The organism is Marinobacterium aestuarii (assembly GCF_001651805.1).
Taxonomy (GTDB): domain Bacteria; phylum Pseudomonadota; class Gammaproteobacteria; order Pseudomonadales; family Balneatricaceae; genus Marinobacterium_A; species Marinobacterium_A aestuarii.
Genome location: NZ_CP015839.1, coordinates 993,378 through 1,015,329 on the forward strand (window position 1 = coordinate 993,378; position 21,952 = coordinate 1,015,329).

Genomic DNA, 21,952 nt, shown 5'->3' on the forward strand with positions numbered 1-21,952 from the left:
GCGTTCTCGGGAAATTGACGGTCAATCCCGGGGCGGTAGCGTGCTTAAAGCCTTTGCGGCTGACGCCGATTCGCCCATGACACGCCGGCAATAGGATCTCGCAAAGCGCTTGCAACAGACGTTTCCAGAACATGCTGTCATAAGTCTGCTTTCATAAAAGGTCCCTCGGGAGGCTTCTTGCAGGCGTAGTCCCACAGGAGAAACATTCAGATGAAAATACTGATTACCGGCGGGGCAGGCTTTATCGGCTCGGCCGTGATCCGTCATCTGATACAGAAGACGCAGGATCAGGTGGTCAATGTCGACAAGCTGACCTACGCCGCCAATCTGGATTCCCTGGGTGGGACTTCCCGCAGCGACCGTTATGCGTTTGAACAGGTTGATATCTGTGATCGCGCAGCGCTGGAGCAGGTGTTCACCCGCCATAGCCCTGATGCCGTGATGCACCTTGCGGCCGAAAGCCATGTGGACCGCTCCATCGACGGCCCCGCGGCCTTTATCGAAACCAATATTGTGGGCACCTATAGCCTGCTTGAAGTCGCCAAGACCTACTGGCTGGGGCTGGATGCCGAGCACAAAAGCACCTTTCGTTTTCACCATGTCTCCACCGATGAGGTGTACGGTGATCTGGCCGGTACCGATGCCCTGTTCACTGAATCCACCGCCTATGCGCCAAGCTCGCCCTATTCGGCCAGCAAGGCCAGCTCCGATCATCTGGTGCGGGCATGGCAGCGCACCTACGGTTTGCCGACGCTGATCACCAACTGTTCCAACAATTATGGCCCCTGCCAGTTTCCTGAAAAGCTTATACCGCTGATGATCCTCAATGCACTGGAGGCCAAACCCCTGCCGCTGTATGGCAAGGGAGACCAGGTGCGTGACTGGCTACACGTGGAAGACCATGCCCGGGCGCTCTGCCGGGTACTGAGCCTGGGGCAGGTGGGTGAGACCTACAACATTGGCGGCCTGAACGAGAAACAGAATCTGGACGTTATCCACAGTATCTGCGAGCTGCTGGAAGAACTGGTACCGGACAATCGTCAGTCCCGCGCCAGCGGCAATCTTCAGGGTTTCAGCGGGCTGATCACCCGGGTACAGGACCGCCCGGGCCATGACCTGCGCTACGCCATAGACGCCAGCAAGATTCAGCGCGAACTGGGGTGGGTGCCAGAGGAAAGTTTTGAGTCGGGGCTGCGCAAGACCGTGCAATGGTATCTGGATAATCCTGCCTGGATCGCCCGCGTTAAAAGCGGGGCCTACCAGCAGTGGATCGACAGCCAGTATGGCGGAAGGCTCTAGGAGCCTGCCGGGCTTAGCCGATCGCAGCGAGGGGAAGACCGCTTTGAGGCAGTTCTTGAGTTATTTTGAGGCGAATAGTGGTTCTATTTAACGAAAAAGAGTGCAAGAAATGACCAAAGTCGGCTTTTCCGTAGTAGATCAGTGTTAAGTCCGGCAGGCTCCTGGGCATGAGAATCCTGCTGCTCGGCAAGAACGGTCAGATTGGGTGGGAGCTGCAACGCGCTCTGGCGCCGCTGGGTGAGCTTGTCGCGCTGGATCGCAACGGCACGAACGGGCTTGTCGGCGACCTGGCCGATTTCGATGGCCTGCGTGATAGCATTCGCCGGGTGAAGCCTGATGTGCTGGTGAACGCCGCCGCCTATACAGCGGTGGACAGGGCCGAAACGGAACAGGCCCAGGCGATGCTGATCAATGCCCGGGCGGTACAGTTGATGGCGGATGAAATGCGCAGGACTGATAGCTGGTTGCTACATTACTCCAGCGACTATGTCTTCGATGGAAGCGGCAAGCGCCCCTGGCTCGAAAGCGATACCGCAGCGCCGCTGAATGTCTATGGTCACAGCAAGCGGGCCGGTGAAGAGGCCATTGCCGCCAGTGGTTGCCGGCACCTGATATTTCGCACCAGCTGGGTCTATGGCCTGCATGGCAATAATTTCATCAAGACGATTCTGCGTCTGGCCCGTGAACGGGAGCAGCTGAGCCTGATAAACGATCAGATAGGCGCACCCACAGGCGCGGATCTGCTGGCGGATGTTACGGCCCATGCACTGCGCAGTGCCCAGTCGAATGCGGATCTCGGCGGGCTCTACCATCTGGCGGCGGGCGGCGAAACCAGCTGGTACGACTATGGCTGCTATCTGGTCGACCAGGCCCGTAGCCAGGGCGCAACCCTGGCGGTGAGGGCTATAACGCCGATTGCGAGCCAGGACTACCCCGTTGCGGCGCAGCGCCCGCTAAACTCCAGACTCGATACCCACAAGCTGCAAGAGCGCTTTGGCCTTTGCCTGCCAGACTGGCAGAACGGGGTGTCCCGCCTGCTGCAGCAAATGACAGGGAGTAATGTATGACGCAACGCAAAGGCATTATTCTCGCCGGCGGCGCCGGTACCCGTCTGCACCCCATCACCCTGGGCGTATCCAAGCAGCTGCTGCCGATCTACGACAAGCCGATGATTTACTATCCGCTGTCGGTGCTGATGCTGGCGGGCATACGCGAGGTTCTGATCATCTCCACCCCCGAAGACCTGCCCAATTTCCGGCATCTGCTGGGGGATGGCAGCCGCTTTGGCATAACGCTGGAGTATGCCGAACAGCCATCCCCGGATGGTCTGGCGCAGGCCTTTATCATTGGTGAAGACTTTATCGGCCGCGACAACTGTTGCCTGATTCTCGGTGACAATATCTTTTACGGGCAGCACTTTACCGACAAGCTGCGCGCCGCCGACAGCCGAGCTGAAGGCGCCACTGTGTTTGGCTACCATGTGTCGGACCCCGAGCGTTTCGGTGTGGTGGAGTTCGATAGCGCAGGGCGCGCCATCAGCATCGAAGAAAAACCCAGACAGCCAAAATCCAATTACGCCGTGACCGGCCTCTATTTCTACGACAACCGCGTGATCGACATCGCCAAGTCGATAAGCCCCTCGCCCCGTGGCGAGCTGGAAATCACCGATATCAACAGCTACTACCTGCAGGATCAGAGCCTGAACGTGGAAATGCTCGGCCGCGGCTTTGCCTGGCTCGATACCGGCACCCATGACTCCCTGCTGGATGCGGGCCAGTTCGTTGCGACCATAGAACAGCGCCAGGGGCTGAAAGTCGCCTGCCTCGAAGAAATCGCCTTCTACAAGGGTTGGCTCACGGCATCGCAGGTACGCAAGTACGCAGAAGAGCTAAACAAAACCGGTTACGGCCAGTACCTGCTGAACCTGGTACAGGAAAACAGCTGATGCAGTTCACTCCACTCGAAATTCCCGATGTCGTACTGATAACCCCCAAGGTGTTTGAAGACGAACGCGGCTTCTTTATGGAATGCTTTCGCCAGAACGAGTTCGAAGCCCAGTGCGGCGCCCACAGCTTCGTGCAGGAAAACCACAGCCACTCAAAGCAGGGGGTATTGCGCGGGCTGCATTACCAAGTTGAGCGGCCACAGGGCAAGCTGGTACGGGTCACCCGGGGTGAGGTATTTGATGTCGCCGTGGATATCCGCCAAAGCTCGCCAACCTTCGGAAAATGGGTCGGCGTCTATCTCAGCGAAGCCAATAAGCAGATGCTCTGGGTACCCCCAGGCTTTGCCCACGGTTTTTATGTGAGCTCGGAAGAGGCGGAACTGCAGTACAAGTGCACGGATTACTATGCACCGGAGCATGAACGCTGTATCCGGTGGGATGATCCGGGAATTGGGATTGAGTGGCCAAGTTCTGATCCGTTGTTGTCGATCAAAGACAGCAAGGGTAGCTTTTTACTGCAGGTGTAATTTCCGACATTTTGCGTGAGTGAACATTTAATTTTTATGATTTTGAATAAAACGCCACTACAGTAATTTATGGAAGAAGTGATAGCTTTCCAGCACTGGCAGCGGTCCATTGTGACATTGGGTAAGGAAGCTAGCAGGAGGTTTAGTTGATAAAAAAAACAATGAAACTATTACCTGTCATCATGTCTGGAGGTTCGGGGTCCCGTCTTTGGCCCGCATCCAGGAGTAATTGTCCAAAGCAGTTTTTGTCTTTGGTTAATGGTACATCGATGATTCAGGATACCGTGCAGCGTTTGGAGGGTATTGAGAGCATTGAGCCACCTTTGTTTATCTGTAATGAATCTCATCGCTTTCTGGTGGCAGAACAGCTGCGTCAGATTGAATGCGCTCATAGCGGTATTTTACTCGAGCCTGTTGCACGGAATACGGCTCCCGCCGTGGCCTTGGCGGCCTTGCATTTGCTACGCAGAGGGCAGGATCCATTGCTTCTTGTGTTAGCTGCGGATCATGTGATTCAAGACAGAGATGCATTTCACCAATCGATTGAAAAGGCGGCTGCTTCTGCAAAAGAAGGGAGTTTGGTTACCTTTGGTGTAATGCCTACTTATGCCGAGACCGGTTATGGCTATATCCGCACTGGGCCAGACACGGGTGATGGCGTTTTATCTGTTGAGTCATTCGCTGAAAAGCCGGATTTAGTTACTGCGCAGTCCTATATAGATTCCGGTGAATACTACTGGAATAGTGGTATGTTTTTATTCCGTGCTTCTCGTTATATCGAAGAGTTGACTATCTTTCAGCCGGACGTAGTCGCTGCCTGTGAAACCGCTTTGCAGGGCGAGCGTACAGATCTCGATTTTATCCGCTTAAACAATGAAGAATTTGAAAGATCTCCTAATATATCTATTGATTACGCAGTGATGGAGAAAACAAGTCAGGCTGTGATGGTTCCGCTGAATTCCGGCTGGAGTGATGTTGGTTCCTGGTCTGCTATTTGGGATCTTGGTATAAAAGATGAAACTGGTAATGTGCTTAAAGGCGATGTCTTTCTATCCAATGTTACGAACTCTTACATTAGCAGCTCAGGACGACTGATTGGTGCGGTAGGTATTGATAACCTGGTGCTTGTGGAGACCCCAGATGCTGTGTTGGTCGCCTCTAAAGATCATGTTCAGGATGTTAAGGAGATTGTTGAACAGCTTAAAAGCGCAGGAAGAACCGAAGCGGCTGACCAAGTCAGAGTTTATCGCCCTTGGGGAAATTATCAGTCCATTGACCATGGTGAACGCTTTCAGGTAAAACATATCCGTGTGAAACCCGGCGAGCAGCTTTCACTGCAAAAGCATCACCACAGGGCCGAGCACTGGGTCGTCGTCAATGGCACGGCTCGGGTCACCAGAGGTGATAAAACTTATTTAGTTAGCGAAAACCAGTCTACCTATATTCCGATAGGGGAAGTACATCGGCTCGAAAACCCAGGGAAAATACCACTGGATCTGATTGAAGTTCAGACAGGCTCGTACCTGGGGGAAGATGACATTATAAGACTGGATGATGTTTACGGACGATAAGTTAAAAGAGTGGTCGTTCTTTTGAATTACGCTCAGTCCTGAGGTGGTAGCGCGAGCCTCGAGGGCCGTGGATAAGTGATCTATACCGAGTCGAGCGTAACCCGCAGGTTAAAGGATTAACGCCATGGACTACCCTGAAATCATTCACCACGGCGCCAGAGACGGTGTCACCGGCTCCTGCCATCAGTTGCACATCGATGAGCATCAGAGCCTGCTGATCGACTGTGGCCTGTTTCAGGGGGCTGAAACCTCGGGTGACGGTCGCAACGGTGCAGATCGGCTGGCGGTGGAATTTTCGCTCAAGGGAATTCGGGCACTGGTGGCAACTCATGTGCATATCGATCATGTCGGGCGTATTCCGTACCTGATGGCGGCGGGGTTCAAGGGGCCCATCCTGTGCAGTGAACCTTCGGCCAAACTGCTGCCGATTGTGCTGGAGGATGCCTTCAAGCTGGGCATCAGCCGTGATCAGCAGCAGGTCGAGCGCTTTATCAGCCAGGTGAGCAAACGGCTGGTACCGTTACCCTATAAAACCTGGTTTACGCTTATAGACGAGCCTTGGATGCTGTGCCGGATTCGCTTGCAGCGCGCCGGCCATATTCTCGGCTCGGCCTATGTCGAATGCGACCTGCACAACCGCCATAGTGCAGAAAAACACCTTGTGGTCTTCTCCGGGGACTTGGGGGCGCCCCATGCACCGCTGTTACCGCCGCCCCAGTCACCGCGGCGAGCGGATACCCTGGTGATGGAAAGCACCTACGGCAACCGCGTGCATCAGGATAGGCGCAGCCGCCGCGCAAGGCTCGAAAGCGCCATTACGCGGGCGCTGCAGGACAAGGGCACCGTACTGATTCCGGCCTTCAGCATTGGCCGCACCCAGGAATTGCTGTACGAACTGGAAGATATCATCCATCGCAGCAAGAGCGTTCAGGCCGCGTTGAAACGCATCGAACCGCAGCCTGACTGGCCAGAGCTCCCCGTTATTCTGGATTCGCCGCTGGCCAGTCGCTTTACCCGTGTTTATCGATCCCTGCAGCCCTACTGGGATGTAGAAGCCCACAAGCGCCTGCAGTCCGGGCGCAAGCCGCTGGGATTCGAGCAACTGCTGACCATCGACAGCCACCATGAGCATCTGAAAACCGTGCACCATCTGGCCGATACCGCACGCCCTGCCATTGTTATCGCCGGCAGCGGCATGTGCAGCAGCGGGCGCATCGTCAACTACCTCAAGGCCATGCTGAACGATGCGCGCCATAATGTACTCTTCGTTGGCTACCAGGCTCGTGGCACCGCAGGGAATGCCATTCAGACCCATGGCCCCAGCGGCGGTTATGTCGAGCTGGATGGCGAACGCATCGACATCCGCGCCGGCATTGAAACCATCGGCGGCTACTCCGCCCACGCCGACCAGCAGGACTTGCTGAACTTCGTCACCCGAATGCAGCAGTGGCCCAGCCGAATACGACTGATCCACGGTGAGGCGCAGGCGAAACAGGTGCTGGCTGAAAAGATCAGGGGACTGTATGACGAGCGCGGGCTTGAGGTGTTGATTGAGTAGGTGATGTGCGGAGGATAGCCGCCGCGACTCGCCGACCTTCGGCAAGTCACGGCGTGTATCGCAGTGAAGCCAACAGGAGTGAGTGTCCGAAAACTGAATGTTAAAAACGACTGTTGTCGAATTAGGATGCGAATAGTACGGATTTGAACGGCGCGACGCGTTATTTACTCTCGTTCATTGATTGAGTTTTTATTTCCTATGTTCAAATGTATTAATTGCCTAAATTTCATTATATCTTACGGATGAATCAGAATGAGCGATAGGCCAGTTTATGTAACGCAACCCAGCTTGCCACCTCTGGATGAGTTTATTCCGTATCTTGAAAGTATTTGGGATAGCAAAAGGCTCACGAATGCTGGACCAATGCATGAACAGCTTGAACAGGCGCTATCTGAATATTTAGGTGTAGAGCATATCGCACTTTTCAATAATGGGACGATAGCACTACTTACTGCTTTGCAGGCACTAAGGGTAACCGGTGAGGTAATCACAACACCATATTCTTTTGTAGCTACGGCACATTCCTTACTGTGGAATGGAATCAAACCGGTTTTCGTCGATATTGATCCACATAGTTTCAACCTGGATCCATCAAAAATCGAAGCAGCAATCACTCCAGAGACGACCGCGATTATGCCTGTACATTGCTACGGTCGCCCCTGTGATGTGGTTGCTATCCAGAAGATAGCTGATGCTTACAATCTAAATGTAATCTATGATGCTGCTCATGCTTTTGGAGTTAAGGACAGTGGCGGCAGCATATTGCGTCACGGCGACCTAAGTATACTGAGCTTCCATGCGACGAAGGTGTTTAATACATTTGAAGGCGGAGCCATTATATGCCCAGATGCGAAAACGAAACTCCACATTGATCACCTTAAAAATTTTGGATTTGTGGATGAAGTTACGGTCGTTGCTCCGGGTATCAATGGAAAAATGAGTGAGATTAATGCGGCTTTTGGACTTCTTCAACTCAAGTACATTGACGAGGCATTAGCGAAACGCTGCGAAATCGATAGGATTTATCGGGAGTCGTTAAAGGATGTAAAGGGAATTACCTTTTATGATGGGAGTGATCAGGTGACGGCCAATTACTCGTATTTTCCCATTCTTGTGGAAGATGAGTTTCCCTTGAGTCGAGATGAGCTTTATAATAAATTGAAGGATCATAATATTTATTCTCGTCGATATTTTTATCCATTGATCAGTGAATTTCCTATGTATCGGGGCATGGAGTCTGCTCGAATTAGTAATTTGTCCGTGGCTAATTCAGTCTCGAATAAAGTTATTTGTTTGCCGATTTATCCATTGCTCGATAAAAAAGACATGGCGAATATTATCAATGTTCTAAGGAACTCTTGAATGGGATACCTTACCCAAGAAAAAATTTCGGAGATGGGCTTTTCGTACGTGGGATCAAATTCTTATCTTTCTGACAAAGCCTCTTATTATAACTGTGAAAATATATTTATAGGAGATAGTGTTCGTATTGATGATTTTTGTGTGCTATCTGCAGGAATGGGCGGAATTGAAATTGGTAGTTATGTACACATTGCCGTATTTAGCTCTCTTATAGGTAGAGAGAAAATTACACTTCTTGATTTTAGTAATATTTCATCAAAGGTTTCAATATACAGTAGCAATGACGACTATAGTGGCGCAAGTATGACCAACCCAATGGTTCCCGAGCAATTTACCAACGTTACTCATGCGGCCGTTACTGTGGGTAGGCATGTCATTGTTGGATCAGGTAGCGTGATTCTTCCTGGAGTTACTCTTGAGGAAGGTGTTGCCGTAGGCGCGTTAAGCTTGGTGGCTAAGAGTTGCAAAGCGTTCGGAATTTATACTGGTGTACCGGTGAAATGGATTAAAAATAGAAAACGCGACCTACTTGCGTTGGAAAAAATATTTACTCAAGGTTAATCAATTTAAATATGAGATTTATCCATCTGGTTCAGGATGAAAAATTTATTGATTTTTTTGCTGATACGATGAAATATTCTGGTATAGAACACAATCATCGCTATATTGTTTATGGTGTTTATTCAGTTGATAGTTTGGTTCATGTTTTTAAAGTCAATCCATTTAGAAAAGTAGATTATTCTTATTTTAACTCTAAAATCATGTTAGATGATCTCTCAAATTGTGATGTTTTAGTAGTGCACTTCCTCACATTTGAAAGTACGAAGATGATTAAAGCTGCGCCTGATAATATAAAAATTGTCTGGAGTGGGTGGGGTGCCGATTATTATCATTTATTACCAGGTGGTGAGAGCTCTCTTTTAGGTCCTGAAACAAAAAAAGCTGTACGGATAATGAAAATAAAAGAGACAAGGGGGAATCCCTGGTCTATTATCAAAATGATTCTAAGACCGTTGCGTCGAATTTATTTGCAACGTTTTAATCTGATGCCAGCAATTAGGCGGGTAGATTTTTTTTCCTCACCAATCCCTAATGATTTTTATATTCTGAAAAGTTGTTTGGGAGATGATTTTTCCGCCTCATATGTACAACTGAATTATGGAGGCGTAAATGAAACATTCACTCTTAATTCTAGCAGTAAAGAAAGGTTGAATATTTTGGTCGGTAATTCCGCGACGCCTACTAACAACCATATGGAAGTATTTCGTACATTGGCTAAATGTGATTTGGCGGACCGTAAAATAATTGTGCCGCTGTGTTATGGTGATACGGCTTACCGTAATGCTGTTTTGAATAAAGGAAGAGAGTTACTTGGTTCGAATTTTTATCCTATAGTCAAATTTATGTCTCTTTTTGAGTATAATAAATTAATTGGAACGTGTTCGGTTGCGATAATGAATCATTATCGTCAACAGGCTTTGGGTAATATTGGTTTTGTTCTTTATAACGGTGGAAAACTTTATTTAAGTAATAATAGTAATGTCGGATTTTTTTTAAGAGATCGCGGTGCATATGTTTTTGATGTAAATGATATTGGTAAAGTCGATGAAGATATTGATTGTAAGCTTGATGAAGGTCAGAAGAATAAAAATAGACAGGTGATAGAACAATTTTGGGGCGCGGATATCATTGAAGAAAACGTAGTTAAATTTATAAAAACTGTTAACGAGTAGTTCTCATTGGTCAGCAAGAATCACATTAATCGCGGCTATCACAATTGGCTTGGTTACAATATAAATGATCGTTTTTTGGAAATGCATACGCGTTTGTATAACGGAGTCTTATACGATCTTGGCGCAGGCGAAGCACCTTATAAAGATTTTTTCTTGGGGCACGTTCAACAATACATCGCGGTAGATTGGACCGATAGTTTACACGATACAATGTCTGATGTTGTCGCCAATCTTAACCAACCTCTACCGATAGATTCAGAAGTTGCAGATACCGTGGTTTCATTATCTGTAATGGAACACCTCTGTGAACCACAAATTATGCTTAACGAAGCCTTTCGAATATTGAAACCTGGCGGAAATATTATTCTGCAGGTTCCCTGGCAGTGGTGGATACATGAGGCTCCTTATGATTTTTTCCGCTATACGCCATATGGACTAAAATATTTATTTGAAAAGGCTGGCTTTAGCGATGTTGTTGTTGAGGCGCAAGCCGGCTATTTCACTACCACAATACTTAAATGGAACTATTTTACCTGTCGCTTAATCCGTGGTCCAGAGCCGCTACGTTGGATTATTAAGGCATGTCTATTACCATGCTGGTATTTAGGACAGAAAATGGCACCTATATTAGACAGGCTGGACCGTAACTGGGCTTTGGAATCATGTGGTTACTTTGTCACGGCGAAAAGAGCTTGAGTCTTAAGCGTAGAGCTTACTCGGCTGTACGCTGGACTGCAATGGCATCGGTCGCTCGAGCGTTGTTACAGTTGGCTCAGATTGGGGTGCTGGCGCGTTTGTTATCACCGCAAGATTTTGGGCTTATGTCTATTGTGAGCCTTGTATTGGGTTTTGCATACATTTTTTCGGATATGGGGGTTAACGCTGCTTATGTACAGCGACAGGATGTGACAACTGAGCAACGTTCCAGCCTCTTTTGGCTAAATGTTGGCCTTAGCGTGTTGGTGACTGCTTTTGTTATGATTTTGAGTCCAGCTATAGCTGGCTTTTTCGATGATGATCGCCTGGTTCCACTAATAATGTTGGCAGCTATGACCTTTGTGCTGAGTGCCCTGGGCCAACAAATACGGATGACATCGGAAAAGGCTTTGGAATTTGGGCCGGTGATATTTATTGAGGTAGGTGCCGCAGTTCTTGGGTTTGCTGTGGCGGTAACAGTTGCTAAATCTGGATTTGGTGTTTATTCGCTTATTTGGGGCGCTATCGTTGCGGCGTCTAGCGGGATGCTGTTGTCGTGGATTTTTCTGGCACATGGCTGGAGACCGATGTGGCACTTTAGAGTGGCGGATGTTCAAAGCTACTTGGGGTTTGGTAGTGCCTTGGTCATCAGTAATATGGTTAACGAAATAAACAGAAACGTGGACCTTATATTAGGTGGCCGAATGCTTGCAGCTGCGGCGTTGGGCTTTTATAGCGTGCCACGTCAACTGATTTTTCAAATTCAGAACACTGTAAATCCAATAGTAACTCGAGTTGGCTTTCCGCTTATCGCTGAAATTCAGTCTGATCTGCCAAAGGTCCGGAAAGTCTATCTTCAAACTTTGAATATGACCGCCTCAACAAATGCACCGCTGTATCTGGGTATTGCTTTTTTTTCGCCCGAAGTAGTTCAGGTATTAATGGGTGACAAATGGATAGCCGCTGCTGGCCTGTTACGATTGCTAGCGATATGGGGTTTTTTTCGTTCTGTCGGTAATCCTGCAGGCAGTTTGTTACTGGGCATGGGGCGTGCCGATCTGTCGCTCCGGTGGAACCTTGGCTTGCTCGTAGTTGTGCCACCTACTTTGTGGGGAGGTTCCCACTTTGGATCCTTAGGTTTGGCGTGGGCATTGCTGGGCTTAGCTGCGGCATTGTTTATTCCCGGCTGGTATATCTTGATTAGGCCTTTGTGTCATGCTCGATTATTGGATTATTCGATAATGACGCTGCGGCCGTTTTTTATCGCTTTTTTAAGTACTTCGTTTGTCTATTATTTTTTAAACCATATTGAGAGCTCTTTTTTAAAACTAGCGTTAGGTATCGTTTTTTCAGCATCTTTGTATATGACGCTTAGTTATTTTTTAAACCGTGATTGGATAATAGAAGTGGCGCGGCTGCTCAAGCCTATACAGGGTATAGTTATACTGAAATAGTGATTTTAAATGGATGAGTTTATATAATCTAGTCTTGTTATTTTAATATCGACTTTGGCATCTGCAAAGAACTGTTGAAGTATTGTAGCGCAATGGGTTGGCAAGAGAGGGTGAAAGTTTTATTTACTCCGATGCTGAAAAAATGTAGAGGCGAACCGTAAGTTTTAAAAGTACGCGACTACATGGTCTTCCCTGAAAAGCTCTCAACCTATTGGCTTGTGGTTGATAATAATGTTATTTTAACTGTTAAACACCTTCATTTTCACGCTTGATGGCCCGAAAGGTTTCGAAATTGTTGAAATATGAAACAGAGAAAGGAAACTCGAGAACCTCAGAATAAGCTGTTCAAACCGATCTTGGAAGACATCGTCAATCTGGCACATGCGCTGGAACTCCTGAGACAGATTATTGGCTGGGATCGGATCGATGCAGAGCTTTGGTAGCAGAGAAGAACATCAACTTTCCGATGGAAGCTAAGCTTTACCACAAAGCACGTTAGCTACTGAACAGTGTTGTGCATGATTTGACGCTCACGCTGCGGCAGCCCTACAAAACGTTTTTCAACGAACTGATGCCGACGATGGCCGATACGGGCATGCGAAACTGTACAAGCGCTACAAGTTCAGCGTTAAAGCCGGCATTGCAGTCACCGCCAAGGATTCCTTCATCATCGGAACCCGCGGCTACTCAGCAATACGTATGACGCGCACACGTGGCAGACCAATTGCTGCAAGTAGAAACATTACCGGGCCGCAGCCCGATACCTGCTTTTTTGACAGTGGCTATCGAGTGATGACACTCGGATAATTATCGCGGGGCAGAAGCACTGTGTGCCGGAATCGGAGAAGCGCTGGGTGCGACGATGCAACAGTTTCGAACCGATCATCAGGCACTTGAAATCAGATGGCAAGATGAAACAGTGCTTCCTGAAAAGTGTTCTAGGCGATGTGCTTAACGTACTGCCGAGCGCCTGTGGTCAGATACTGCGCAAGTTTCTGTGGTGGCTTTATTTCACACCGATAAAATGTCGCCCGTTGTCGCGATATATGCTAGTACGCGTGCTGACAGCACTCAAAAGTGATCCGGAACGAATGGACTCTATTGCTTGAAGCGCCATGTTTTAGGGGTGATTATGTATTTTTTGTTTTTGAGTTATGTATGATTAAAGGAAAAGTCGCTGTAATAATTGCCCCTTTTTGGGGACAGCCAGGGAATGTTGGAAACAACAGAATTGATCGTTTTATACGTTGGTTGAATGCTGCTAATTATAGTGTAGTAGTAGTTAAGGCTGCTAGAAAAAACAGAACTGAAAAGAAAAACTGGGGAGTGGAAGTTAGTGTAAGAGACCCTTTAGGCTTATATCGAGACGTTAACTCGAACGAAGTGATTGTACAATCACCGCGGAAACCGAGTAAAGTTAGAAGATCATTGGCGTACTTGTTTTTTAATCCGGATCCTGGGGTGGTTTGGGCTAGGATTGCTGCCAGAAATTCTGGTGTATTGGAGGTAATGGAAGGTGCCTCTTTTATTCTATCTTCAAGCCCTCCTGAGTCGGCTCATATTTGTGCTTTTTTACTGTCTAAAAAGACAAGAATACCATTAGTTATTGATATGCGAGATGGTTGGTTAGATGAGCCTCTGAAGCCCTTTCTTAGTAAGCCGAGTGTTCGCCGTTGGCTAGAATCCCGCCATGAGCGGAAAATTTTATCCGATGCGGCTGCAGTCTTTGTAACTTCTGATACTTGGAAACTATTACTTTGTAAAAGATTTCCTCATATGTCTTCAAAAATAAATGTGTTGACGAATTCGTATCCGCATACATTATCGAAGATGAATCCTTCAGTACGCAGGACAGATTCAAATCAGCTGGTTTTTGTTCATACAGGCCGATTTATAGGTTCGCGAAGTACACAGTCTCCGGAAATATTACTTTCCCCATTACTGAATGCAGCTCAAAAACTAACTGGAAGCGCGATGGTTCGATTTATAGGTGATCTTTCCACAGATGAGATTGAACGAATTAACCCTTATCGCATTGAATTCGAGGAAAATAACTGGCTATTAACGTTGGAAGGACCGATTGTAAGAGCGGAAATTATATCAATGCTTAATAGCGTTGATGGATTTTTATTGTTATGTGCGTCTTATGCTGCAATACCCAGTAAATTATTTGAATATATACCAGAGAAAAAGCCGATACTAGTTGTAACCTATGTGGGAAGTGCAACTTGGAATATCTGTAAAAAATTACCTCAGTCTTTTCTTTTTGATATTCTTGGGGATGCTGAATCATCCGATAAAGTTGTGCGCGATTTTATAACTGCATCTTCTGGATTTTTAAGTGGTATCTCGCCGGTAGAATATAGCGAAGAATATACTTCCCGTATATTTTTGAGATGTGTTGATTTCATTTGATTTTTAATAAAAGATTATTTTAACAAGTTGTTTTTTTAAATTTTTTGTATAAATATCGGTTATTTGATTTAAATTTATGGTGGCCTTTAGATGATCCAAGTAGTAATAGTCAACTGGAATTCTGGAGACCAACTTCATGAGTGTGTCAATTCCGTTGTTAAGTATGGTGCAGGTTTAGTGAGTCAGATTATCGTTGTCGACAACGGTTCTGTTGATGGGTCCGAATCCTGTCTTGAGGGAATTCCTTTAGTAACTCTGATTCGTGCAGGCGCTAATCTAGGTTTTGGTAGAGCATGCAATTTGGGGGCGCAGAAGGCTAGAAGTGAGTTTTTGCTTTTTTTAAATCCCGATGCCAGGGTCTTTGAAAATACTATATTTAAGTCACTTGCCTATATGCAGTTGGCAGAGAATTTTGAAATCGGTGTTTGTGGTGTCCAGTTGATAGATGATCAGGCACACGTAGCTCGTTCATGCACACGGTTCCCAACTCTTATGCACTTCTTTTCTAATACTATTGGACTTAACCGATTTCTGCCAAAAACCAGTTACTTTATGTCTGAATGGTCACACGATGATACTCGAGAAGTTGACCATGTTATTGGTGCATTTTATCTAGTACGTCGTAGTCTTTTTGAACAATTAGGCGGCTTTGATGAACGTTTTTTTGTTTACTTGGAAGATTTGGATTTTTCCTGCCGAGCACATCAGGCTGGTTGGAAGAGTGTATATTTGGCGGGTGCTCAGGCTTTTCATGCGGGTGGAGGCACATCCGATCAGGTAAAGGATAAACGATTATTTTATTCTTTGAGAAGTCGTTTGCTCTATGGTTTTAAGCATTTTTCAACTTGGGAATCTTGGACCCTTCTATTACTTACTTGTCTGGTTGAACCGTTCACTAGAACATTATATTGTTTCTTGGGAAGAGATTGGAAGGGGATAAAGAATACGTTTTCTGGATACCAGATGTTATTTTCTGCCTTGCCAGGTATGTTGAAAAATAGAGATCGATCAGGCCAATGAAAATTCTTTTGCTTTCACGCTATGGTACGCATGGGGCTAGTAGCCGGGTGAGATTTTTGCAGTATCTTCCCTATCTGCGACAGAGAGGTATCGAACTAACCGTATCGCCTTTGCTTTCAAACCGATACCTTGATGCTCTGTACAAGGGAAAACAGAGTTGGCCGGAAGTGTGTCGAGGGTACGTTAAACGTTTGTTCAGCGTAATTTCGGGTATCAAATATGACTTGGTTATTATCGAAAAAGAGCTATTCCCTTTTATGCCATCGTGGTTTGAATTCCTTCTGAAAAAAACAGGAGTGAAATATATAGTTGACTATGACGATGCGCTTTTTCACAGGTATGATAAGCATCCAAGATGGCCGATTCGCGCACTTTTTACTCGCAAGATTGATTCCGTAATGAAGCACGCCAGTTTGGTCATTGCCGGCAATGAATATCTGGCACAAAGGGCCAGAGCCGCTGGGGCGAGTCGAGTTGAAATATTACCGTCTGTTGTTGATTTGGAACGTTATCAGGTACGGGAGCAACGAACCCAACATAAGCTGATTATCGGCTGGATTGGAACCCCTAAAACATGCCACTACTTGTTCCCCTTGAAAGATGTATTTTTGTCTCTTAGAAATGATTTTGATGTACGTTTTGTTGCGGTTGGGGCTAGGCCGGAACAGTTAAAGGATATGCCAATAGAAGCTTGGCCATGGTCAGAAGCAACGGAAGTTGAGTTGATTCAGCGATTTGATGTCGGTATCATGCCATTACATGATTCGCCTTGGGAACGCGGAAAATGTGGTTACAAATTAATTCAATATATGGCATGTGGCGTGCCGGTAGTTTCATCGCCAGTTGGTGTAAATAAAAACATCGTAGAGCCGGATGTTAACGGTTATCTACCTGAAGATTTGGCACAATGGCGAGAAGCTCTCTTAACTTTGCTAAAAGATAAAAGTAAACGTGTAAGTTTAGGGGAAAATGGACGCGATAAGGTAGAACGGTTGTACTCGCTTCAAATACAAGCGCCGAGATTACTAGCACTTTTACAAGATGTGTCTTATTAGTTAAGATATATAAATTCTAGGTCCTGGAAAACATCGGTCTGGTGTTTATAAGAAATTGTAATTTTATTTTAAATAAGTGAAGCTTTTGGTTTTAAAGCATGAAGTCTAAAAGCTTTAGGGTCGACAAACGATGAAATCGATAATAAATTCTATAAATAGTCACGTAGTATGTTTAAAGCGGCTCAGGAATATTTAAATTTTATTTTTTAGCTCGGCTTCTACATATGGAAACGAGCGATATGCTTTTCAAATTTATTGGACTGTGTCGAAAGGAAACGCAGATGACTCATTACCAAAAAATAAAAGCAGAGTTGAGACAGAAGCCAAGAAAATGGCTTGTTACGGGAGTGGCTGGTTTTATTGGCTCTAATATGCTGGAAGCACTTCTGAAGCTTAATCAACATGTCATAGGTATCGATAATTTTTCTACCGGATTTCAGAGAAATCTTGATGAGGTTTGCGACGATGTAAGCCTTGAACAGTGGGCACGCTTTCAGTTCATAGAAGGGGATCTTCGAGATCTTGACGACTGTCGCATGGCTTGCGAAGGAATAAATCATGTATTGCAATATGCGGCCTTGGGCTCAGTCCCGCGCTCAATCGATGACCCAATAAGCACTAATGCTACTAATATCGACGGCTTTCTTAATATGTTGGTGGCTGCGAGGGACTCGAATGTCAAAAATTTTACCTATGCCGCATCCAGTTCTACTTATGGGGATTCAAAAGTACTTCCCAGAGTAGAAGGTGAAATTGGAAACCCCCTTTCTCCATATGCATTAACAAAGTATGTAAATGAGTTATATGCGGCGGTATTCGCGAGTACCTATGGTTTTAACAGTATAGGTTTGCGTTATTTTAATGTTTTTGGAAAGCGTCAGAATCCTAATGGTGCCTATGCGGCCGTTATCCCGAAGTGGACGGCTGCGATGATAGAAGGTGAAGATATCTATATTTATGGGGATGGTGGAACGAGTCGCGACTTTTGTTTTATAGACAATGTCATACAGGCGGGAATATTGGCAGCTATGTCTACATCTTCTGCACAAAACCAGATTTGCAATATTGCATTTGGGGCTCGGACAAGTCTTAATGAATTATTTGAGCTCATTCGTTGTAATCTGGCCGGTCATGAGGTTTTTTACACAAAATCGCCTGCTTATTGCGAATTCCGTAAGGGGGATGTTCGCCATTCCCACGCGGATATAAGCAAGGCGAAGCGTCTGCTAGGCTATTCGCCAGAATTTGATATTCATGTGGGGTTGGCGCAGGCTATGCCTTGGTATATGGAGTATCTTAAGGAAAGGTGAAACTATAGTCTTGAAAAGTGCTGAAGTTATTCCTTCAGAAAAATTGTGATAGCTATGTTAAATATCATTTGTCGCGGGCGGTTATCTATGTTGTTTGAGTTGTTTTTGTGGGGATGATATTTCTAGTTATTTCAAGTTTTCCTGAGTCGATTCTTGGATTCAGAGGTGCGTTGATTGAGGCATTGATTGCTCGAGGTATGGTTGTGCATGTTGCTGCTCCTGACCTTTATTTCGGTAGTCCACTACGTAAACAGTTGGAATTGAAAGGGCTGCGCGTTCATGAGATACCATTACGTCGGACTGATATGAGTCCATGGAGTGATTTAAACAGTTTGTGGCGCCTATGGCGCTTGATGAATAATATCCGACCGGATTTTGTTCTTAGTTATACGATCAAACCGGTTATCTATGGCTCTCTTGCTGCTTTGTTGTCAAAAGTACCTCATCGGTTTGCATTGATCACGGGGCTGGGGTACGCCTTTCAAGATCAGAAAATAAATGATGCTCGTCGTTCTAGTCTACGATTTTTGGTGGAACAGTTGTATACCCTGGCACTAAAAGGTACGCAGAAGGTTTTCTTTCAGAATCCAGATGATCAGGCGCTGTTTCGTTCTCTTGGGATAATTAAGCCTATGACACCGTCGATAGTAGTTAACGGTTCAGGGGTAGATTTGACCCGCTTTGAAGTTGTTCCCTTGCCGACTATTCCCCGTTTTCTTTTAATTGCTCGACTTCTTGGTAGTAAAGGAGTGCGCGAGTATGTCTCAGCCGCGCGATGGGTCCGTGAAAGATATCCTGAAGTAGTTTTCAGCTTGGTGGGTTGGATAGATGAAAATCCGGATGCGATTACTCAGCAAGAGTTAGATGCATGGATTTCTGAGGGGGTCATAGAGTACTTGGGTCGATTGGAGGATGTCAGGTCCGTCATCGCCTGTTGTAATGTCTATGTATTGCCATCTTATCGGGAGGGTACTCCACGCACGGTATTGGAGGCTATGGCTATGGGACGCGCCATCATCACAACAGATGCGCCAGGTTGTCGCGAAACAGTTGTTGAGGGAAAAAATGGCTTCCTGGTACCTGTTAAGTCAGTAGATAAGCTTGCATGTGCAATGCAACGATTCATTGACGATCCGGAATTGATGGCAGAAATGGGTAACTGTTCAAGACAGATTGCGGTAGGAAAGTATGATGTTAAGCTCATCAATGAAGTAATGTTAAAAGAAATGGGGGTCTGATGTTTAAGCGTCTTGTCGACATTATATTTGCACTTTGCATTTTATGTCTGTTTTCCCCTGTTATTGCTTTGATCTCTATTCTAATTCGCCTTAAGCTTGGCCCCCCGATACTATTTCGACAACCTCGTCCAGGCCTACACGGTAAACCTATTCTGCTACTAAAGTTTCGCACGATGTGCGGTGCGAGAGATGCGAATAACAGGTTACTATCAGACGACGAACGACTCGATTCTTTTGGGCTCTGGTTACGCTCGACTAGCCTCGATGAACTACCAGAACTCTGGAACGTGCTGAAAGGCGATATGAGCCTTGTCGGGCCGCGTCCGCTGTTGATGGAATACCTGCCGCTCTATAGCCAAGAGCAGCGGCGTCGCCACGAAGTACGGCCAGGCATTACCGGCTGGGCCCAGGTGAATGGGCGCAACAACCTGTCCTGGGAAGAAAAATTCAAGCTCGACGTCTGGTATGTGGACCACCGAACATTATGGCTGGATCTCAAGATCCTGTTGCTCACCGTCAAGAAGGTCATTTCGCGAGAAGGAATCAATGCGCAAGGCCAGGCGACCTGCGAGAAGTTCAGAGGAAGTGATTCGTGAAACGGTTGGCAATACTTGGCGCCAGCGGGCACGGTAAGGTCCTGGCCGATATGGCCGAGCTGGTTGGTTGGGGGGAAACGGTCTTCTTCGACGATGCCTGGCCCGGGCTGGAGAAGGCGGGCCAATGGCGAGTAGAGGGGGATACTAGGGCGTTGACTGCTGCGGTCGCGGCCTATGACGGGGTAATCGTAGCGATTGGAGACAATCTTGTACGCCTGGATAAACAACGTCTTCTTGCCGAAAGCGGGGGGGCGTTGGTCTCACTAATACATCCGCAGGCGTCCGTTAGCCGCTATGCATCGATCGGAGCCGGCTCTGTGGTCATGGCCGGCGCTGTGATCAATGTTGATGCCCATGTGGGCAAGGGGTGCATTATCAACACAGGAGCTACGGTCGATCACGATTGTGAGTTGGGTGATGGCGTGCACTTGAGTCCGGGGGTGCACTTGGCGGGAGGAGTTAAAGTAGGTCGAGCAAGTTGGATCGGTATTGGGGCCTCTGTGAAGCAACTTGTAAGTATTGGAGACGGGGTGGTTGTAGGCGCAGGCGCTGCAGTTGTCCAGAACTTACCTGATCGTTGTACTGCGCTAGGTGTTCCGGCCCGGATTGTCGGATCGGCCTGATTCAAAGCTTTAAAGGAGACAGCAATTGCTCAATACCCCGTTTTCACCCTGGCCAAGTTTCACCGACGAAGAGGCTGAGGCGGTCAAGCGAGTGCTTCTGTCCAACAGGGTCAATTACTGGACGGGTAACGAGGGGCAGGCTTTCGAGGAAGAGTTTGCGAACCTTGTAGGCTGCCAGTTTGCTGTGGCGGTTTCGAATGGCACTGTTGCACTGGAGCTCGCGTTGCAGGCGCTGGATATCGGTGCCGGTGACGAAGTCATCGTGACGAGCCGTACGTTCATTGCTTCCGTTTCGGCAATTGTTTCGGTCGGGGCTGTGCCTGTTTTTGCTGATGTAGACCGTGATTCTCAAAACATTACCGTAGACACTATAACGCCAGTTCTGACGGCCAAAACCAGAGCTTTGTTCTGTGTGCACCTTGCCGGCTGGCCCTGTGATATGGATTCGATTCTGCAGCTTGCCAGCTCAAAAAATCTTAAGGTGATTGAAGACTGCGCCCAGGCACATGGGGCTTTCTACAAGGGAAAAAGTGTCGGCACGCTTGGGCATGTCGGCGCTTGGTCTTTTTGCCAGGATAAGATCGTCACGACGGGCGGGGAGGGTGGGATGATCACAACCAACGATCCGGCGCTCCGGGAGCGTCTCTGGTCGTCTAAGGATCATGGGAAAAACAGAAAGGCTGTATTCAGTCAGGATCATCCGCCAGGGTTTCGGTGGCTGCACGAGAGTTTTGGCACTAATGCGAGAATGACGGAAATGCAGGCGACGATTGGCCGGCTACAGCTGAAGAAGCTTCAGGGGTGGCAGGAGGTTCGCCAGCGCAATGCACACCGCATCCTCGATATCGCCCGTCAGTTGCCCGGATTGCGAGTGCCTGCCGTACCAGCGCATATTTGCCATGCCTGGTATAAATGCTATGTGTTCGTCGAGCCCTCTGACTTGCAGCCGGGGTGGAGCCGGGACCGAATACTGGCTGAAATAGTCGCTCGAGGTGTTCCTTGCTACACGGGCTCATGCTCGGAGGTTTATCGCGAGCAGGCCTTTGATGACACAGGGTGGCGGCCTGCGAAGCCGTTGCCCATCGCCAAGGAAATTGGTGAAACCTGTTTGATGTTTCTTGTGCATCCGACGTTGAGGCCGGATGAAATCGACAAGACCTGTGCCGTGCTTGAGGAAGTCATGAACCTGGCGGCCCGATAACGCTCACAGGTATTTTGCGCCCTTCGAGTGAAAATAAGAGCAATATCCATAGGATAGTTAAATGAGGCAGTAGATCTGAATTTGGATTCCCTATGCTTAGCGCGATAGTGGCGTTTTCGCACATCCAGATGTGGGCTGAGTTTTTTGCATTTGATGTGCTGGCTGCTGCCACTGGCATCCCTCTGTGTGATCGGGTGGGTGGGGCCGCTGCTGGCGATGTTGCTGGCCTATGGGCCCCTGATTGTGCTGGCTTTGTACTTCAGCGCCGGTGCCGCCGAGCAGGTCGCTGCCTCTGGGCAAAGGGCGCGGCGCTGATTGCCTTTGCGCCCTATGGCTACAGTCGCTATGC

At 47.6% G+C, this 21,952-nt stretch carries 20 protein-coding genes and 1 pseudogene; all 21 read left to right on the top strand.

Annotated features, from left to right (window positions below; genetic code table 11):
* Positions 1–210: 210 nt before the first annotated feature.
* The 21 genes and pseudogenes from rfbB to A8C75_RS23550 all read left to right on the top strand — a co-directional run bounded on the left by rfbB (position 211) and on the right by A8C75_RS23550 (position 21,918).
* Entirely contained in the window at positions 211–1,299 is a 1,089-nt protein-coding gene (rfbB, locus tag A8C75_RS04360) for a dTDP-glucose 4,6-dehydratase (RefSeq protein WP_067378643.1), read from the top strand.
* Between the two features lie 167 nt (positions 1,300–1,466).
* Positions 1,467–2,366 carry a dTDP-4-dehydrorhamnose reductase gene (rfbD, locus tag A8C75_RS04365; RefSeq protein WP_067378646.1) on the top strand — a complete coding sequence of 300 codons (900 nt, stop codon included), beginning with the start codon at positions 1,467–1,469 and terminating at the stop codon, positions 2,364–2,366.
* On the top strand, positions 2,363–3,244 hold the full coding sequence (gene rfbA, locus A8C75_RS04370; RefSeq protein WP_067378650.1) for a glucose-1-phosphate thymidylyltransferase RfbA: 882 nt from the start codon (positions 2,363–2,365) through the stop codon (positions 3,242–3,244). Before rfbD ends, rfbA begins: the two co-directional genes overlap by 4 nt.
* Positions 3,244–3,771 (top strand): dTDP-4-dehydrorhamnose 3,5-epimerase, encoded by a 528-nt coding sequence (rfbC, locus tag A8C75_RS04375; protein ID WP_067378652.1) that lies wholly within the window; start codon positions 3,244–3,246, stop codon positions 3,769–3,771. The genes rfbA and rfbC overlap by 1 nt, the downstream gene beginning before the upstream one ends.
* Before the next feature lie 161 nt (positions 3,772–3,932).
* Positions 3,933–5,342, top strand: a complete 1,410-nt coding sequence (locus A8C75_RS04380) for a mannose-1-phosphate guanylyltransferase/mannose-6-phosphate isomerase (protein ID WP_067378655.1) — start codon at positions 3,933–3,935, stop codon at positions 5,340–5,342.
* 124 nt (positions 5,343–5,466) lie between these two features.
* Positions 5,467–6,900 carry an MBL fold metallo-hydrolase RNA specificity domain-containing protein gene (locus A8C75_RS04385; RefSeq protein ID WP_067378658.1) on the top strand — a complete coding sequence of 478 codons (1,434 nt, stop codon included), beginning with the start codon at positions 5,467–5,469 and terminating at the stop codon, positions 6,898–6,900.
* Between the two features lie 252 nt (positions 6,901–7,152).
* Entirely contained in the window at positions 7,153–8,262 is a 1,110-nt protein-coding gene (locus A8C75_RS04390) for a DegT/DnrJ/EryC1/StrS family aminotransferase (RefSeq protein WP_067378661.1), read from the top strand.
* Complete coding sequence (locus tag A8C75_RS22910; protein ID WP_084783745.1) at positions 8,263–8,823, top strand: acyltransferase; 561 nt, start codon at positions 8,263–8,265, stop codon at positions 8,821–8,823.
* 11 nt (positions 8,824–8,834) lie between these two features.
* Positions 8,835–9,995, top strand: a complete 1,161-nt coding sequence (locus A8C75_RS22915) for a TDP-N-acetylfucosamine:lipid II N-acetylfucosaminyltransferase family protein (protein WP_084783748.1) — start codon at positions 8,835–8,837, stop codon at positions 9,993–9,995.
* Between the two features lie 6 nt (positions 9,996–10,001).
* A complete protein-coding gene (locus tag A8C75_RS22920) occupies positions 10,002–10,691 on the top strand; it encodes a methyltransferase domain-containing protein (protein WP_227819834.1) in 690 nt (229 codons plus the stop codon).
* Complete coding sequence (locus tag A8C75_RS04395; RefSeq protein WP_157890219.1) at positions 10,688–12,145, top strand: MOP flippase family protein; 1,458 nt, start codon at positions 10,688–10,690, stop codon at positions 12,143–12,145. Before A8C75_RS22920 ends, A8C75_RS04395 begins: the two co-directional genes overlap by 4 nt.
* A 439-nt stretch (positions 12,146–12,584) precedes the next feature.
* A pseudogene (locus A8C75_RS24230) lies at positions 12,585–13,164 on the top strand (IS5/IS1182 family transposase); the annotation flags it as partial.
* A gap of 139 nt (positions 13,165–13,303) precedes the next feature.
* Positions 13,304–14,560, top strand: coding sequence for a glycosyltransferase (locus tag A8C75_RS22925; RefSeq protein WP_157890220.1), 1,257 nt, complete (start codon positions 13,304–13,306; stop codon positions 14,558–14,560).
* Positions 14,561–14,650: 90 nt separating this feature from the next.
* The gene (locus tag A8C75_RS22930) at positions 14,651–15,580 is read left to right on the top strand and encodes a glycosyltransferase family 2 protein (RefSeq protein ID WP_084783755.1); all 930 of its coding nucleotides are present in this window, start codon (positions 14,651–14,653) and stop codon (positions 15,578–15,580) included.
* Positions 15,577–16,635, top strand: coding sequence for a glycosyltransferase family 4 protein (locus A8C75_RS22935; RefSeq protein ID WP_084783758.1), 1,059 nt, complete (start codon positions 15,577–15,579; stop codon positions 16,633–16,635). The genes A8C75_RS22930 and A8C75_RS22935 overlap by 4 nt, the downstream gene beginning before the upstream one ends.
* 281 nt (positions 16,636–16,916) lie before the next feature.
* The gene (locus A8C75_RS04400; RefSeq protein ID WP_067386983.1) at positions 16,917–17,945 is read left to right on the top strand and encodes an NAD-dependent epimerase/dehydratase family protein; all 1,029 of its coding nucleotides are present in this window, start codon (positions 16,917–16,919) and stop codon (positions 17,943–17,945) included.
* Between the two features lie 113 nt (positions 17,946–18,058).
* On the top strand, positions 18,059–19,183 hold the full coding sequence (locus A8C75_RS04405) for a glycosyltransferase family 4 protein (RefSeq protein ID WP_067378667.1): 1,125 nt from the start codon (positions 18,059–18,061) through the stop codon (positions 19,181–19,183).
* Positions 19,183–19,779 (top strand): sugar transferase, encoded by a 597-nt coding sequence (locus A8C75_RS04410; protein WP_067378671.1) that lies wholly within the window; start codon positions 19,183–19,185, stop codon positions 19,777–19,779. The genes A8C75_RS04405 and A8C75_RS04410 overlap by 1 nt, the downstream gene beginning before the upstream one ends.
* The gene (locus A8C75_RS04415; RefSeq protein ID WP_067378673.1) at positions 19,776–20,402 is read left to right on the top strand and encodes an acetyltransferase; all 627 of its coding nucleotides are present in this window, start codon (positions 19,776–19,778) and stop codon (positions 20,400–20,402) included. The genes A8C75_RS04410 and A8C75_RS04415 overlap by 4 nt, the downstream gene beginning before the upstream one ends.
* Positions 20,403–20,427: 25 nt before the next feature.
* Complete coding sequence (locus tag A8C75_RS04420; RefSeq protein WP_067378676.1) at positions 20,428–21,603, top strand: DegT/DnrJ/EryC1/StrS family aminotransferase; 1,176 nt, start codon at positions 20,428–20,430, stop codon at positions 21,601–21,603.
* A gap of 150 nt (positions 21,604–21,753) precedes the next feature.
* A complete protein-coding gene (locus tag A8C75_RS23550) occupies positions 21,754–21,918 on the top strand; it encodes a hypothetical protein (RefSeq protein ID WP_157890221.1) in 165 nt (54 codons plus the stop codon).
* Positions 21,919–21,952: the final 34 nt, after the last annotated feature.

Bases quoted from the DNA above. Each gene is read 5' to 3' on its own strand.
- A8C75_RS22915 (WP_084783748.1), top strand. From the start codon at position 8,835: ATGAGATTTATCCATCTGGTTCAGGATGAAAAATTTATTGATTTTTTT.
- A8C75_RS04410 (WP_067378671.1), top strand. From the start codon at position 19,183: ATGTTTAAGCGTCTTGTCGACATTATATTTGCACTTTGCATTTTATGT.
- A8C75_RS22930 (WP_084783755.1), top strand. From the start codon at position 14,651: ATGATCCAAGTAGTAATAGTCAACTGGAATTCTGGAGACCAACTTCAT.
- rfbA (WP_067378650.1), top strand. From the start codon at position 2,363: ATGACGCAACGCAAAGGCATTATTCTCGCCGGCGGCGCCGGTACCCGT.
- A8C75_RS22925 (WP_157890220.1), top strand. From the start codon at position 13,304: ATGATTAAAGGAAAAGTCGCTGTAATAATTGCCCCTTTTTGGGGACAG.
- A8C75_RS04380 (WP_067378655.1), top strand. From the start codon at position 3,933: ATGAAACTATTACCTGTCATCATGTCTGGAGGTTCGGGGTCCCGTCTT.
- A8C75_RS22935 (WP_084783758.1), top strand. From the start codon at position 15,577: ATGAAAATTCTTTTGCTTTCACGCTATGGTACGCATGGGGCTAGTAGC.
- rfbD (WP_067378646.1), top strand. From the start codon at position 1,467: ATGAGAATCCTGCTGCTCGGCAAGAACGGTCAGATTGGGTGGGAGCTG.
- rfbB (WP_067378643.1), top strand. From the start codon at position 211: ATGAAAATACTGATTACCGGCGGGGCAGGCTTTATCGGCTCGGCCGTG.
- A8C75_RS22910 (WP_084783745.1), top strand. From the start codon at position 8,263: ATGGGATACCTTACCCAAGAAAAAATTTCGGAGATGGGCTTTTCGTAC.
- rfbC (WP_067378652.1), top strand. From the start codon at position 3,244: ATGCAGTTCACTCCACTCGAAATTCCCGATGTCGTACTGATAACCCCC.
- A8C75_RS04400 (WP_067386983.1), top strand. From the start codon at position 16,917: ATGACTCATTACCAAAAAATAAAAGCAGAGTTGAGACAGAAGCCAAGA.
- A8C75_RS04390 (WP_067378661.1), top strand. From the start codon at position 7,153: ATGAGCGATAGGCCAGTTTATGTAACGCAACCCAGCTTGCCACCTCTG.
- A8C75_RS04405 (WP_067378667.1), top strand. From the start codon at position 18,059: ATGATATTTCTAGTTATTTCAAGTTTTCCTGAGTCGATTCTTGGATTC.
- A8C75_RS04385 (WP_067378658.1), top strand. From the start codon at position 5,467: ATGGACTACCCTGAAATCATTCACCACGGCGCCAGAGACGGTGTCACC.